The organism is Myroides odoratus (assembly GCF_965118575.1).
Classification (GTDB): domain Bacteria; phylum Bacteroidota; class Bacteroidia; order Flavobacteriales; family Flavobacteriaceae; genus Flavobacterium; species Flavobacterium odoratum_B.
In genome coordinates, this window is record NZ_CBCPHW010000002.1 from 241,703 (window position 1) to 256,069 (window position 14,367).

General features: G+C 35.9%; 13 protein-coding genes. 9 read left to right on the plus strand and 4 right to left on the minus strand.

Translation table 11 applies throughout. The annotated features are described in order from the left end of the window. Window position 1: 1 nt before the first annotated feature. From ACMHJ2_RS02510 to ACMHJ2_RS02530, 5 genes are all read left to right on the plus strand, one after another. Window positions 2-1,639, plus strand: coding sequence for a 2-oxo acid dehydrogenase subunit E2 (locus ACMHJ2_RS02510; RefSeq protein ID WP_413511382.1), 1,638 nt, complete (start codon window positions 2-4; stop codon window positions 1,637-1,639). 118 nt (window positions 1,640-1,757) lie between these two features. Continuing rightward, entirely contained in the window at window positions 1,758-2,705 is a 948-nt protein-coding gene (locus tag ACMHJ2_RS02515) for a M20/M25/M40 family metallo-hydrolase (protein ID WP_413511383.1), read from the plus strand. Window positions 2,706-2,707: 2 nt separating this feature from the next. Then, entirely contained in the window at window positions 2,708-3,385 is a 678-nt protein-coding gene (locus ACMHJ2_RS02520; protein WP_413511384.1) for an SDR family NAD(P)-dependent oxidoreductase, read from the plus strand. Between the two features lie 11 nt (window positions 3,386-3,396). Continuing rightward, a complete protein-coding gene (locus ACMHJ2_RS02525) occupies window positions 3,397-4,020 on the plus strand; it encodes a SprT-like domain-containing protein (protein WP_413511385.1) in 624 nt (207 codons plus the stop codon). A 10-nt stretch (window positions 4,021-4,030) separates the two neighbouring features. Further along, window positions 4,031-5,101 (plus strand): mannose-1-phosphate guanylyltransferase, encoded by a 1,071-nt coding sequence (locus ACMHJ2_RS02530; protein WP_413511386.1) that lies wholly within the window; start codon window positions 4,031-4,033, stop codon window positions 5,099-5,101. A 33-nt stretch (window positions 5,102-5,134) separates the two neighbouring features. On the opposite strand, the gene ACMHJ2_RS02535 is transcribed toward ACMHJ2_RS02530, so the two are convergent. Then, entirely contained in the window at window positions 5,135-6,928 is a 1,794-nt protein-coding gene (locus tag ACMHJ2_RS02535) for a cytochrome c peroxidase (RefSeq protein WP_413511387.1), read from the minus strand. Between the two features lie 57 nt (window positions 6,929-6,985). Continuing rightward, the gene (locus ACMHJ2_RS02540; protein ID WP_413511388.1) at window positions 6,986-8,500 is read right to left on the minus strand and encodes a hypothetical protein; all 1,515 of its coding nucleotides are present in this window, start codon (window positions 8,498-8,500) and stop codon (window positions 6,986-6,988) included. A gap of 231 nt (window positions 8,501-8,731) precedes the next feature. Here ACMHJ2_RS02540 and ACMHJ2_RS02545 point away from each other — a divergent pair, with 231 nt between their 5' ends. Next, window positions 8,732-9,460, plus strand: coding sequence for a sterol desaturase family protein (locus ACMHJ2_RS02545; RefSeq protein ID WP_413511389.1), 729 nt, complete (start codon window positions 8,732-8,734; stop codon window positions 9,458-9,460). Window positions 9,461-9,517: 57 nt separating this feature from the next. Here the strand turns inward: ACMHJ2_RS02545 and purE are convergent, their stop codons facing one another. Both purE and ACMHJ2_RS02555 read right to left on the minus strand, forming a co-directional pair. After that, window positions 9,518-10,000: a 5-(carboxyamino)imidazole ribonucleotide mutase gene (gene purE / locus ACMHJ2_RS02550; RefSeq protein ID WP_413511390.1), complete on the minus strand. Its 483-nt coding sequence runs from the start codon at window positions 9,998-10,000 to the stop codon at window positions 9,518-9,520. A gap of 3 nt (window positions 10,001-10,003) precedes the next feature. Then, window positions 10,004-11,158 (minus strand): 5-(carboxyamino)imidazole ribonucleotide synthase, encoded by a 1,155-nt coding sequence (locus ACMHJ2_RS02555; RefSeq protein WP_413511391.1) that lies wholly within the window; start codon window positions 11,156-11,158, stop codon window positions 10,004-10,006. 964 nt (window positions 11,159-12,122) lie between these two features. Between ACMHJ2_RS02555 and hpt the strand changes: the two genes are divergently transcribed. From hpt to obgE, 3 genes are read left to right on the plus strand one after another with little or no spacing between them, the layout of a single operon-like run. After that, window positions 12,123-12,656 (plus strand): hypoxanthine phosphoribosyltransferase, encoded by a 534-nt coding sequence (gene hpt, locus ACMHJ2_RS02560; RefSeq protein WP_413511392.1) that lies wholly within the window; start codon window positions 12,123-12,125, stop codon window positions 12,654-12,656. 33 nt (window positions 12,657-12,689) lie between these two features. Continuing rightward, complete coding sequence (locus ACMHJ2_RS02565) at window positions 12,690-13,265, plus strand: adenylate kinase (RefSeq protein ID WP_413511393.1); 576 nt, start codon at window positions 12,690-12,692, stop codon at window positions 13,263-13,265. Between the two features lie 49 nt (window positions 13,266-13,314). Further along, complete coding sequence (gene obgE, locus ACMHJ2_RS02570; RefSeq protein WP_413511394.1) at window positions 13,315-14,316, plus strand: GTPase ObgE; 1,002 nt, start codon at window positions 13,315-13,317, stop codon at window positions 14,314-14,316. Window positions 14,317-14,367: the final 51 nt, after the last annotated feature.

Here is a 14,367-nt window from a genome sequence, read left to right on the forward strand (position 1 = left end):
TATGGCAGAAGTAATTACAATGCCTCGCTTAAGCGACACCATGACAGAAGGTGTTGTTGCGGCCTGGTTAAAAAAAGTTGGAGATAAGATCTCAGAAGGTGATATCCTTGCTGAGATTGAAACGGACAAAGCAACAATGGAATTTGAATCTTTTTATGAAGGTACATTGTTATACATTGGATTACAAGAAGGAGAAGCTGCTCCAGTGGACTCTCTTCTTGCTATTATTGGAAACGAAGGGGAAGATATTTCTGCTTTACTTGGAGGGAATGCAGCTCCTGCTGAAAAAGTAGCTGAAGTTGAAGCTCCTAAAGCACAAGAAAAAACAAGTCCTACTGCTGCACCAACTATTCCAGAAGGTGTTAAAGTAATAACTATGCCTCGTTTGAGCGATACCATGACAGAGGGAACAGTGGCTAGTTGGATCAAAAAAGTAGGTGATAAAGTTGAAGAAGGTGATATTTTAGCGGAAATTGAAACAGATAAAGCAACAATGGAATTTGAAGCTTTTGAAGCGGGTACGCTATTATATGTAGGAATACAAGAAGGTGAATCTGCACCTATTGATAGTGTTTTAGCTATCTTAGGGCCTGCAGGAACAGATGTTTCAGCTTTGGTAAACGGAGTTAAGGATGCAGGAGTGGCCGCAACGTCAACAGAGGTAGCTACAGCTGTAGATGCACCAAAAACAGTTGAAAATGTTGCAACACCTGTACATACTGAAGTTGTAGCAGGAGGGAGAATATTTGTTTCTCCTTTAGCTAAGAAAATTGCGGAAGAGAAAGGTATTAATATTGCCCAAGTAAAAGGAACAGGTGAAAATGGTCGAATTATTAAACGCGATGTTGAAAACTTTGTACCAACTACTGTAAGTCAAGCTCCTACACAAACGGCAACACCAGTTGCACAAACAGCTTCGGCTGTAACAGAAGTAAAACCTTTTGTACCTGCTGGAGAAGTGAGCGTTGAAGAGGTGAAAAACTCTCAGATGCGCAAAACAATCGCTCGTCGTTTAGGAGAATCTAAATTTACGGCACCTCACTATTATTTAACAATAGAGATGGACATGGATAATGCAATGGCCTCTCGTAAATTGATTAATGAATTGCCAGATACAAAAGTATCATTCAATGATATGGTTGTGAAAGCTTGTGCTATGGCCTTGCGCAAACATCCACAAGTGAATACACAATGGACAGAAAATGCAACCATCTACAACCACCACATCAATATTGGTGTTGCTGTTGCTGTTGAAGATGGATTAGTAGTACCTGTGTTGCCTTTTACAGATCAAATGTCATTAACACAAATTGGGGGTAAAGTAAAAGAATTGGCAGGTAAAGCTAAGACTAAAAAATTGACACCTGCTGAGATGGATGGAAGTACATTTACAGTTTCTAATTTAGGAATGTTTGGTATCCAATCTTTCACTTCAATTATCAATCAACCAAACGCTGCTATTTTATCTGTAGGAGCGATTATTGAAAAGCCAGTTGTGAAAAATGGGCAGATTGTTGTAGGTAATACCATGACTGTTACTTTGGCATGTGATCATAGAACAGTAGATGGTGCTACCGGAGCACAGTTTTTACAAACACTGAAAAGTTACATTGAGAACCCAGTAGCGATGCTGGCGTAATCAATCTAAAACGATAAAAATAAAAAAGCTTGCATTTTGCAGGCTTTTTTTTGTGATTTTAGTTGAAACAATACGCGAAATACTGTAAAATAAGAAGCGTATTTTGTATTTTTGAATTATGTTTAGAATAAAGTATTTGAGTTTTTTACTAGCAATTTTAGCAGCTTCTTGTAGTGTGGCTACTACTACCTATAACGAACCGAAAAATGATGGCTCTGCGGATAGAATTAAAACAACGTTAGATTATTTAGCGTCTGATGAATTGTTGGGTAGAGATTCAGGACACGAAGGCAATGTTAAGGCTGCTAATTATTTAGCTAACGCATTGCGTGAGTATGGAATTAAGCCCTATAGTGAAAACTATGAGGATAAACTCCTAGAGGTTGAAAACACGTGGAATGTGGTTGGAGTGATTCCTGGACAAGACCCGAAGTTGAAAAATGAAATTGTTGTACTAGGAGCCCATTATGATCATATTGGTATTCAAAAACCTATTGCAGGTGATTCAATTGCCAATGGAGCGAATGACAATGCCTCAGGGGTAAGTATTTTGCTTGAATTAGCACGTAATCTGACCAAGAAAGAAATGAAAAGAACGGTTTTGATTTGCTTTTTTACAGCAGAAGAATTAGGGCTTTTGGGATCGAAACACTTAGCCAATCGCTTGAAACAGGAAGAAGCGAATGTGGTATTGATGTTGAATTTTGAAATGCTAGGAGTGCCTATGAAACGAGAGTATGTGACTTTTTTAACGGGATACGACCAAAGTAATTTAGCAACTAAGATTAATGAAATCGCAGGAGAAAATTTAGCAGGACGATTTGAAGATGCAGAAAAAATGCAGTTATTTATGCGCTCGGATAATTACCCTTTTTATTCGGCTTTTAAAATACCAAGTCAAACGTTTAGCTCCTCTGATTTTGATAATTTTAAGTATTATCATCATGTAAAAGATGAAGCGCATTTAATGGATATACCGTTTATGACAGCACTGACAAATAAATTTGTTCCTGTCGTTGAAAAATTGATTAACTTACCTTCGGGTGAAATTAGATTGAAAAACTAAAGATGAAACATATTATTGTTACCGGAACAAGCCGTGGTATTGGCTTAGAAACCGCGAAAATATTAGCGGAAAAAGGACATAAGATTTTAGCCATTTCTCGAAAAAAATCTTCTGAATTAGCTGCTTTAGAAAATGTAACATGCCTAGAAATAGATATAACTATTGAAGCAGATTTACAAAAAGTCAAAGATTTCGTCGAAAACCAATGGGGACATCTTGATATTTTGATTAACAATGCTGGAGCTTTGGTGAATAAACCTTTTGAAGAAATCACACAAGATGAGTTTGAGTGGGTATATAAAGTCAATGTATTTGGCTTAGCGCGCTTGGTACAGTTGTGTATTCCATACTTTGTTGTTAATAGTCATGTGGTGACTATTAGTAGCATGGGTGGTGTTCAAGGGACGATGAAATTTGCTGGTTTAGCTGCTTATAGCTCTAGTAAAGGAGCTGTGATAATCTTGAGTGAACTTTTAGCTGAAGAATATAAGGAAAAAGGAATTGCATTTAATGTTATCGCCTTAGGAGCTATACAAACGGAAATGTTAGAAGAAGCTTTTCCTGGCTATCAAGCCCCTTTGATGCCAGAAGAAATCAGTGAATATATAAGTGATTTTGCACTTTCAGGAAATAAATATTTTAATGGAAAAGTAGTACAAGCATCGAGTACAACTCCTTAAGAATAAATAAATTGATTACAACACTCAAACCTTATTTACCAGAACAAACTGTAGAAGCAGTGTTTGAATTAATCAAGCATTATCGCGTTCATTTAAAAATTGTGAATGAAAGGGTAACGCGTCATGGAGATTATACCAAGCGATTGGATGGGAAGCATTTGATTACCATAAATTCAAATCTAAATCCCTATCGATTCCTAATGACCTTGATTCATGAAATTGCCCATCTGGTTGCTTTTCAAAAATATGGACGAAATATAAAACCTCACGGAATAGAGTGGAAACAAACGTTTCAATTGTTGATGCTGCCTTTTTTGAGACCCGAGGTATTTCCTGCTAAATTATTACCTCTTTTGGCTAATCATTTCAGGAATCCTGCTGCAAGCAGTGATACAGATGAGCGACTATCTATTGCGATGCGTATGTATGATACAGTAGAAAAGCATAGTAATTGCTGTTTTGTATATGAAATCCCTCTGGGAAGTCATTTTAAGGCCGCTAATGGAAAGGTTTTTAAACGCGGACCTTTGCGTGTAAAAAGATTTGAGTGTATGGAAGTAACAACAGGGCACTTGTTTGTTTTTAAAGCAAATGCTGAAGTTGAAATGATGACACATTATGTTGTAAAAAGATAAGATAAATAGTATGAGTTCGAATTATTATGCTGTAGTAATGGCGGGTGGAGTTGGTTCGCGTTTTTGGCCAGTGAGTACCCCAGAATTTCCAAAACAGTTTCACGATATGCTTGGATCAGGTGAAACCTTGATTCAAAAAACATTTATGCGCTTGTCTCAGGTAATACCGAAAGAGAACATTTTGATCTTAACACACGATAATTATAAAAGTATTGTTCAAGAACAATTGCCATCAGTTGAACCAAATAATATAATTTTAGAGCCAGCCATGCGAAATACAGCGCCATGTATTTTGTACGCAGCCATGAAAATAAAAAAACTCAATCCAGATGCCGTAATGGTAGTTGCGCCAAGTGACCATTGGATTGAAGATGAACTTCAATTTATATCTAACCTACAGCGTACTTTCGATGTTTGTGAAAGAGATCAAGTCCTAATGACTTTGGGAATTCTTCCTACCTTTCCCAATACGGGATATGGGTACATTGAATTTAATAAATTAGATTCTCGACCGATTAAAAAAGTAGTGCAATTTAGAGAAAAACCAGATTATGTAACTGCACGAAAGTTTATTCAAAGTCGACATTTTCTGTGGAATTCTGGTATCTTTGTATGGAGTGTCAATGCTATTTTGGAGGCTTTTTCTAATTTTCAACCCGCTATGACCGAATTGTTTGAGTCTGGGTATGATTTACTTAATACAGCGCAAGAGAAAGGCTTTATTGATGAGAATTATTCCAAAGCAGAAAATATTTCAATTGATTATGCGGTGATGGAAAAAGCAAATAATGTATATGTATTACCCGCAACTTTTGATTGGAATGACCTAGGTACTTGGGGATCCTTATATGAAAAACTTCCTAAGGATATAGCTGATAATGCGGTGGTCAATGCTAATGTATATTTTAATAATGCAACGAATAATATCGTTCGTACGGATAAGGAAAAACGAGTTGTAGTAGATGGGCTAAATGACTACATTATTGTCGATAAAGAAGATATACTTTTGATTTATCCGAAGAAAAAAGAACAAGAAATAAAGACCGTTAGTCAATATATAACGAATAAAAAAGAGAAATAAAAGTAAAAGTCCTTGGCACACCAAGGACTTTTTTTATACTTGATCACTTAGAGCCTTCATAAAAGCTATAATAGCTTGAATTTCTTGTTCTGTTAAATCTAAAGGTGTATCTGGAAGGGTTTGGTTGTCTACTTCCAGCCCTAAACCAATACCACCTCCTTTGTTGTAGAAGTCCATAACTTCTTCGAGAGTTTCATAAACTCCATTATGCATATAGGGACCACTTTCGTTGATATTTCGAACCGTTGGCGTTTTAAACGAGTGCTTCAATTGATCCAAATCTGTATTGAATACATATCGACCTAAATCATCATCTAAATGTGTACCCGCTTTGTCTTTTGGAACGCCGAGAATCTCTTGTTCAGAACTTCTAAAATATGGAGAAACGGTTCCGTTAAACACAGGTAAAAAATGACAGGTAGCACATTGAGCTTTTCCAACAAACAGGTTGAATCCTTGTTGTTCTTGCTGTGTCATGGCGGTTTTATTTCCTCTCATATATTGATCAAATCTTGAGTTGAATGTTGAGAGCGATCGTATATAAGAAGCTAAAGCATTCTCTACTTGCCAAACTGCAATAGGAGCATCCGTTTGATAAGCATCAGCAAAGTGTTTTTTATAAGTTTCACTTTGATTTAATACCTGAACAATCTCTTGTAAATTACCGTGCATTTCATCCTTGTTGGTAATTACATCTGAGGTTTGACTTTCTAAGGTAAGGCTACGCATGTCCCAAAATTGCCCGTGATAATAAGCGGCATAGTTTAAGGACAAGGCATTTCTATGTAAAGGATTATTAGCTAAATCCAGAGACGTTTTTCTGTTTTCGCTGAAGGCTCTATTGGAATGATGACAAGTTGCGCAGCTTCTTGTATTTTCTTTCGATAATTGGTTATCAAAAAACAATTCCTTTCCTAGAGCAATTTTAATTGATGTTGGATAATAAGTGCTATCGGGTAAAAAAGCATTGAGGTTGATGGTATTGACATCGAATAAAGAACCTGTTTCGCCTTCAATAACCTGATTGGTTTGTAAAAATGGGATAGCTACTTCTCGTTGTAAAGCAACAATTTCTTTGGCTAGCGGATCCAAATACTTCAAGATGAAATTGAGGTAGTTAAAGGTGTTTTTAGCAGGATTAACCTTGCATAAGGCAATCGCTTCTGTTAGCAATTGATCTATAGTAGAATAAGCTTGTGTATTTGTCCATGCTTTAGAGACCTGTATGGCTTGTCCAACTCCTGCTAAACTAGCAGTAGCTTCTATGAATTGTAACTTGCTAGCGGGAGTGTCAAAACCAGTAATCCCTAAGGTCGTGATTTGAAAAATCTCTAATTTAAGAGCTTCTAGCACTGAAGCGGACTCAAAGGTAATAGCCTCAAAGTTCTTATGGATTTTGTTAGATAAGTTTTTGAGCTTTCGTGCTTGTAGTAATAGTTCATCCTTTGAGGTGGTAGCATAGACGGGGTAAATTAGTTCTTCCACAACTTGAAATCCTTCAGCAGGGATGAATTTGTTTTCGTCTAAATCGAGTTGATCTAATGCAGGGCCATTGATAGCTGCCGCAGTATGAGGTAGGAAATAAGATACCGCCCATTCAATTTTTTTATAAGCAAGTCTACTAGCAATAAACGTTTGTCTAATTTGCGTACTATCTTGATTATGTTCTATAGCGTGAATAAGTTGATCGATGTTGGAGCTGAGTGTATCAACTTGCTCTACCAAATAAGTATTGTAAGTAAGAGATTGATAGGTGTCTTTTTTTTGACAACTTGTGATTCCAATTGCAAGCAAAAGCAAAAGGAAATAGGGTTTTATGTGCTGCATAGTATAAAAAGACACTTTACATGCCAAAGAGCATGTAAAGTGTAATAAATGATACATCTATTTTTCAACGTTGCGAATTATTACGACTTGTCCGCCTTCTTTATTTTTGTTTACGCCAGCTTTATCCGCGTTCATAAACTCATCTTTTTGCCAAGTATGAGAGTGGATATTAACTGCAAACGTATTTGGAATCCCTGTTAAGTCTGAAATATCTTCCATGGCACCAAATTCCCAAGAACCAAATTTTTGTAAATTACCTGATTGGTTGTAATTCGCTTGCCATTGTGCATCTTGTCTGTTGTGTTTCATGTTCAACCACGGTTTGTACGTTCCGTCTGAAATTTTATATTGCCAGATGTATGAATCGTGCTTTGCTTCTGTATAGTAAGAGTCTCCGTCTTCTTGAATGTAAACGTAGTTCTCTGTCACGCAAAGGTTATCTGGATTAATTAGATTATTACCTGGGTTGCTGTCCCCTTCTGCTGCAACAGAAAGCTTACCTGATAGCATATTGTTTTTGTCTAGGACTAATCTATACACTCGACCCCACATGGTGAAACCTTCTACTGGATTACCACCACTAGCTTGTCCTGTTGCAGTGAAATACATTTCATTTCCTTTGGTTGCTCCTTTGCGGTAATCAATGTCTTCGACACGTGAAAAACGGATAACACCCAATTCCATATTCTTTTGGTTAATCTGTGCTCCAGTTAGATTTTTAGCATTAGGTATCTCTACAAATTCTACATCATATTCCATGCCTTTAGACATATCCATTTCCGTATATCCACCAGATTTTCTCTTTAGAGCATATAATTTTCCGTCGTGTAAATCACCTTGATTTCCAACATACATCAATAATTGCCCCGCACTTTGATGGCCGGAGCTATAACCTTGATCTTCGCCAATTACAATATATGTTTTACCTTTAGAAACATCCATAGGTAATGGAACGGCATTTTCCATACTCGCTTTTCCTAAGGCGGGTAAAACGCGATCTGTTGAGGATTTTAAATCTGTTGAACCTAAGGGATCAATGGCATGTACCATACTTTCTTCACCAGATTCTCCCGCAGTTAAGAAAACAGGTCCAAATCCATGTAATGCTGGTTTAGCTAATGTTGCAGAACACAAACGAGTGATTCCACCGATTCCATCTACGATATATTCTCCTTTGACAGGTTTGAATGTCTTATCTATATAAACACGCGATACGGATTGCATGATTTCATGATTGGTAATCATTAAGTAACCTTCTCCGTTAGGATCCTTCATAAAACCAGCACCATCAGGTTGACCTCCAAATACAAACGCTGGAGACCCTTCTAATTGATCTTCACTCGAAATAAGAGAAAAAATTTCTAGATTGCTGAAACCGGGCATGGCATATACAAATGCTGGGGTTTTAGAATGGTTCTTTAATACCACAGGATTTTTAGGGTCTTCTGGTTTAGGCTCCTCTATAATAGGATCTTTACCCATTACTTTGTTGTCGTCATTGTTACACGATGTTACAGCAAGTGTGAGTAGAAAGCTTGCAGTCAATACCGTTAGTGTGTTGTTTACTTTCATTTTTGTTTATTTTTGTTAGGACAAACATAGGAGTTGAAAGTATCTGTAAGGTTATTGATACTTTATCAAATCTTTAACAAAAAAAGAGTAGGGGTATTGGTTTTTCTAGTAAACAATTGACATAAAATACTTGGAAGAAATAAGCTAAAAAAGTAGTTAAAACTTTTAATATCCATGCATTAAAACGTATTTTGACCATTCCTATTTTCGAAAACAAAGACAATGAATCCAATGGAAACTGTATTAATTCAAGATTACCTCCCGATTGTTGGATTTGCATTCCTGCTTAATCTACTGTTGATTCTGGGATCAATATTATTTTATTTGCTCTGGCATGCCTTAAAAAAGAGTAAAACTGCAGTTAACGCCTACCAGCCTATTGTTCCATCTGATGGTTGGGCTGTATTGACAACTTTGATTTGTAATATTGTCGTATTTGTTTTGGGCGCTTTTTTATGGAAAGAAGGGTATTTAAATGTCGACTTTACTGAGAAAAGTATAAGGGATGTATTAGGACAAGTGATTGTCTTGATTTTGATCATTGATTTTTTGATGTATTGTTTTCACAAGCTCGCCCATGTAAAGCCTTTTTATTCGCTTATTCATCAAAAACACCACCAACATATTGGTGTGAATGCGTTGAGTTTATTTGTTTTAAGTCCTTTAGAAGCTGTTGGGTTCGGAATTATGTTACTCGTTGTGCTTTTTTTGTACCCCTTTCATTATATAGCAGTGGGGCTCTATGTAATCATTAATGTGATATGGGGTACTATTGGTCACTTCAATAAAGTGAGGTCAGTGTCAACAAAAGGTTGGATGACTTGGTTAGGAACTGCCAGTTTTCACAATACACACCATGTTAGACCAGATTCGAATTTTGGATTTTATACAACCTGTTGGGATCGCTTGTTTAAAACACGTATAAAAGCAAGAGTACAAGAAGAAGAGAAACAGAAATAAAAAAACCAGCAGCTAAATACAACTACTGGTTTGAATGTCGTTTACAAATAAACTACTTTATTGATTAAGACCTTCAGCTGCTTTTAAAACGGCTTCCTTTAACCCGTTTTTATAAGCAATCATTTGATTTCTTATCGTTTCATCTTGACTACCTAAAATTTGAACGGCTAGTAATCCTGCATTTTTTCCTCCATTTAATGCGACTGTTGCAACAGGAACTCCTCCTGGCATTTGCAAAATAGAGAGAACACTATCCCATCCATCGATAGAATTACTCGATTTAACTGGAACCCCAATTACAGGAAGTGGCGACATTGAGGCAACCATACCTGGTAAATGAGCTGCTCCACCAGCACCAGCAATAATGACTTGAATACCTCTTTGATGAGCATGACTCGAAAAGTCAACTAATTTTTCTGGAGTTCGGTGTGCTGAAACAATATCAACTTCTACATCAATACCAAATTCTTTGATAATGTTGATGGCCTCTTGCATGATAGGCATATCTGAAATACTGCCCATTACTACTGCTATTTTCATATTTTATTGACTAATTACTTGGATGGTTTCTTTTACTTTTTGAGCAATTTCTCTCGCTTTATTCATGTCGCTATTTACAATGGTTACATGTCCCATTTTTCGGAAAGGTCTTGTTTCTCTTTTTCCGTATATATGAGGAGTAACGCCTGGAATAGCTAAGATTTCATTCATCCCTTCGTAATATACTTGACCTGTATGCCCTTCTGCGCCTACTAGGTTTACCATTACACCAGCTACTTTACTTTCTGTATTGCCTAAAGGTAAATCTAAAATAGCGCGAATGTGTTGCTCGAATTGAGAGGTATAGCTTGCTTCAATCGAATAATGACCAGAATTGTGAGGACGAGGCGCGACTTCATTCACCAAAATCTCATCTTCTTGTGTTTGGAACATCTCTACGGCTAATAAACCAACATGGTTGAACTTTTCTGATACGCTTAAGGCTATTGCTCGAGCTTTATCAGCAATTTTTTCATCTATACGAGCAGGACAAATAACGTACTCTACTTGATTGGCCTCTGGATGAAATTCCATTTCTACAACCGGAAAAGTTTTGATTTCTCCTGATACGGACCGTGCAACAATAACGGCTAGTTCGTTTTTGAAAGGAATCATCGTTTCTGCAATACATTCAACTTCTGGTAATAAAGTAAGATCTGCTATTGTGCGAACTACTTTTACACCGTTGCCATCATAACCAAATTGAGCCGATTTCCATACAAAAGGTAAAGAAATACGAGTTTGATTTACTGCAACTAGCAATGCTTCTTTCGAATTAAATCGGAAATAAGGTGCCGTAGGAATATGATGCGTGGTATAAAAATCTTTTTGGTTGCCTTTATTCTGAATTAGACGCAGTGTTTCTGGTGCAGGGTAAACTTTCGTCCCCTCTTTTTGGAGTTGATCCAAAGCATCAAGATTAACGCCTTCTATTTCGATGGTTAAAATATCTACCTTTTTTCCAAAGCGATAGACGGTTTCATAATCCATTAAATCTCCTTGAAAAAACTGTTGTGCTCCATATTGAGCTGGCGCTTCTTTACTTGGATCGAGTATCAAAGTAGCAATGTCAAATTTGCGTGTGTCGTACAAAAGCATTTTGCCAAGTTGTCCACCTCCTAATATTCCCAAGCGAAAATCAGTTGAATAATAATTCATTATGTTGTTGTAATTGTGTTTGTGCAAAGATATACTAATTCAAATGGTGAACATAAAATAGCACTAAAAAAGTAATTTATAAAGTTGGGAATTATACTTTTCGTTCGAAACCTTTGTAAGACAGTGCTTTTTATTTTTATGTCTTAAGTTTTTTATTTTAACGTATAATTTATTTTATGTGTATTTTTTGTCTTATATCTAAGTTGAATTTTAAATAGCTTGATTTATTAGTTGTGAAAAAAAACACAAAGCAAAACTTGTTTAGTTAAAAAATTAACTTATATTTGAGCCAATATAATTATGGTGTATTAAATTATAAGATAATATATACCCTTGATCTGGTGTATAAAAAATAATCTTAACAATAAAACTTATTAGCTTTGGTTTTAGAGTTAGATTGAATTAGTTTGTTTTAGACGTAGCGTTTGTTCAAAGCGCTGCGTTTTTTTTTGAACTTGTACCAAGTCAATCTATATTAGAGATCAAGTATGAAAATTGGGGACGGCACAAGCGTTTAGCTAATGGCAAAAAGTGAGAAGTGAATTTTTAATGTTATCTGACAGTTGCACATGCTAATCCTCTACAATTGCCCATGCATTACTTCTACCCAATAGTTGCGCCCTGAGGCACGAAAGATTGCATCCAATAGCTTAACCCCTATCTAATTGGAATAGTTATTATTTTAGCTCGCTCTTTTTTCCCTTTGATTGTAATTCAAAATATACGGTATTCGCAATGTAGAGAAATAGGAAGAGTGGGAGGAATACTCTTTTTTTGAATGGAGATTGTATAGTTATCACTTTTCATTTATACAGCATAAAAAAAGTAGTAAAAACGATAATTTGTATTTTAATCGCACAAAATCATGAGGCTTTTTCATCAATTTGTTTGGAATTCATCTGTTAAGGTGTACGTATGTGGTATATCTTTTTTGTATATTTGCAAATTATCAATTTAATTGTTTATGGAAATTCAAGTTTTAGACAAGACTTTTGTTCCTTTTATTTCGGAAAAACAAATTCAAGAGAGATTAGGAGAAATAGCAAGCGAAATTTTGCGTGATATGAATGGTGAAATACCTATATTTATTGGTGTTTTGAATGGTTCTTTTATGGTTGTTTCCGATCTAGTTAAACAATATAAGGGCAAATGTGAGATGAGTTTCGTTAAAATGGCTTCTTATATCGGAACCCAATCTTCTAATCAGGTTAATCAACTTTTAGGGTTGGATATTGATGTGACTGATCGACAGGTGATTATTATTGAAGATATCGTAGATACTGGAAATACTTTGGTGGCTTTAAAGAAACTTTTTGAGCAACAACGCCCTAAGGAAGTAAAGATTTGTACCTTATGTTTAAAACCAGAAGCTTATACGAAAGATATTAAATTAGACTACGTAGCTTTTGAAATAGAGAACAAGTTCATTGTAGGCTATGGTATGGACTACGATAAACATGGTAGAAATATTCCGGAGATTTATCAAATTAAAGAATAATAAACAGTAACAGCAAAAATAAAGTAAAGTAGCATGATTGCAATAGTTTTATTTGGAAAACCTGGTGCAGGTAAAGGCACACAGGCAGAATTTCTTAAAGAAAAATATAATTTAACTCATATTTCTACTGGAGATGTATTTCGTTTTAATTTAAAAAACGGAACAGAATTAGGGAAGCAGGCGAAGGTCTTTATGGATAAAGCTGAATTAGTTCCAGATTCTATTACAATCGATATGCTTGCGGATGAAGTAGAAAAAAATATGGATAAAGCTGGATTTTTGTTTGACGGTTTTCCTCGTACTATTCAACAAGCAGAAGCACTAGAAGCTTTATTACAACAAAAAAACATTCGCTTCGTAGGAACTGTTGGGTTAGAAGCAGATGATGATATACTTGTACAACGTATCTTAGAAAGAGGAAAAACAAGTGGAAGAGCAGATGATCAAGATGAAGCAATCATCAGAGGTCGCTATGAAGAGTACAACGAAAAAACAGCGCCATTAATTGAGTATTATACAGCAAAAAAATGTTATAATTCAGTAGATGGAATTGGGAGTGTTGAAGAAATTACAAAGAGATTAAATGCTGTTATTGACAGTTTGATCTAATCAATCTTTTGAATAAAAAAGAAATAAAGAGAAGGTAATAAAATAAAAGATGACTGAAGGGAATTTTGTAGACTATGTGAAAATTTATGTAGCCTCAGGAAAAGGTGGAAGAGGTTCTACACATTTGCACCGTGAAAAATTTATTGAAAAAGGAGGTCCAGATGGTGGAGATGGTGGACGTGGAGGTCATGTCTATATCGTCGGTAATGAAGGACTTTGGACTTTGTACCACTTAAAATTTAAACGACACGTCAAAGCAGGACATGGAGGTGATGGCGGAAGTTCAAGAAGTACTGGTGCCGATGGTGAAGATAAAGTTATTGAGGTGCCTTTAGGAACTGTTGTAAAAGACAAAGAAACCGGAGAAGTCCTTTTTGAAATTACAGAACACAACGAAAAAAGAATTCTTGGAAAAGGTGGGAAAGGTGGATTAGGAAACTGGCACTTTAGAACATCTACCAACCAAACACCTCGTTATTCTCAACCGGGTATGCCTGGGTTAGAAGTAGATATAATTCTGGAATTAAAAGTATTAGCCGATGTTGGATTAGTAGGATTTCCCAATGCAGGAAAATCAACGTTACTGTCTGTCTTGACATCAGCAACACCAAAAATTGCAGATTATCCTTTTACAACCTTAAAACCCAATTTAGGAATTGTGGCTTATCGCGATTTTAAATCTTTTGTGATTGCAGATATTCCTGGAATTATTGAAGGTGCCGCAGAAGGTAAAGGATTAGGGCACTACTTCTTGCGCCATATTGAGCGAAATTCAACACTTCTTTTTATGGTTCCTGCAGATGCGGACGATATCAAAAAAGAATATGAAATCTTGCTAGATGAATTGAGAAGGTATAATCCTGAAATGCTAGATAAAGATCGTCTTTTAGTTATTACTAAATCTGACATGTTAGATGAGGAGCTAAAAGCAGAGATGAAAGAAGAATTAGATGAAGCTTTAAAAGAAGTGCCGTATCTATTTATATCGGCAATTGCCAATCAAGGTCTTCAAGAATTAAAAGATAGGTTGTGGCAAATGCTAAACAACTAACCCAAAAAGCGAGATTGTATAGTCTCGCTTTTTTTATGGCTAGAAGCTGTA

Bases quoted from the DNA above. Each gene is read 5' to 3' on its own strand.
- ACMHJ2_RS02535 (WP_413511387.1), bottom strand. From the start codon at position 6,928: ATGCAGCACATAAAACCCTATTTCCTTTTGCTTTTGCTTGCAATTGGA.
- obgE (WP_413511394.1), top strand. From the start codon at position 13,315: ATGACTGAAGGGAATTTTGTAGACTATGTGAAAATTTATGTAGCCTCA.
- hpt (WP_413511392.1), top strand. From the start codon at position 12,123: ATGGAAATTCAAGTTTTAGACAAGACTTTTGTTCCTTTTATTTCGGAA.
- ACMHJ2_RS02510 (WP_413511382.1), top strand. From the start codon at position 2: ATGGCAGAAGTAATTACAATGCCTCGCTTAAGCGACACCATGACAGAA.
- ACMHJ2_RS02565 (WP_413511393.1), top strand. From the start codon at position 12,690: ATGATTGCAATAGTTTTATTTGGAAAACCTGGTGCAGGTAAAGGCACA.
- ACMHJ2_RS02530 (WP_413511386.1), top strand. From the start codon at position 4,031: ATGAGTTCGAATTATTATGCTGTAGTAATGGCGGGTGGAGTTGGTTCG.
- ACMHJ2_RS02515 (WP_413511383.1), top strand. From the start codon at position 1,758: ATGTTTAGAATAAAGTATTTGAGTTTTTTACTAGCAATTTTAGCAGCT.
- ACMHJ2_RS02520 (WP_413511384.1), top strand. From the start codon at position 2,708: ATGAAACATATTATTGTTACCGGAACAAGCCGTGGTATTGGCTTAGAA.
- ACMHJ2_RS02540 (WP_413511388.1), bottom strand. From the start codon at position 8,500: ATGAAAGTAAACAACACACTAACGGTATTGACTGCAAGCTTTCTACTC.
- ACMHJ2_RS02555 (WP_413511391.1), bottom strand. From the start codon at position 11,158: ATGAATTATTATTCAACTGATTTTCGCTTGGGAATATTAGGAGGTGGA.
- ACMHJ2_RS02545 (WP_413511389.1), top strand. From the start codon at position 8,732: ATGGAAACTGTATTAATTCAAGATTACCTCCCGATTGTTGGATTTGCA.
- purE (WP_413511390.1), bottom strand. From the start codon at position 10,000: ATGAAAATAGCAGTAGTAATGGGCAGTATTTCAGATATGCCTATCATG.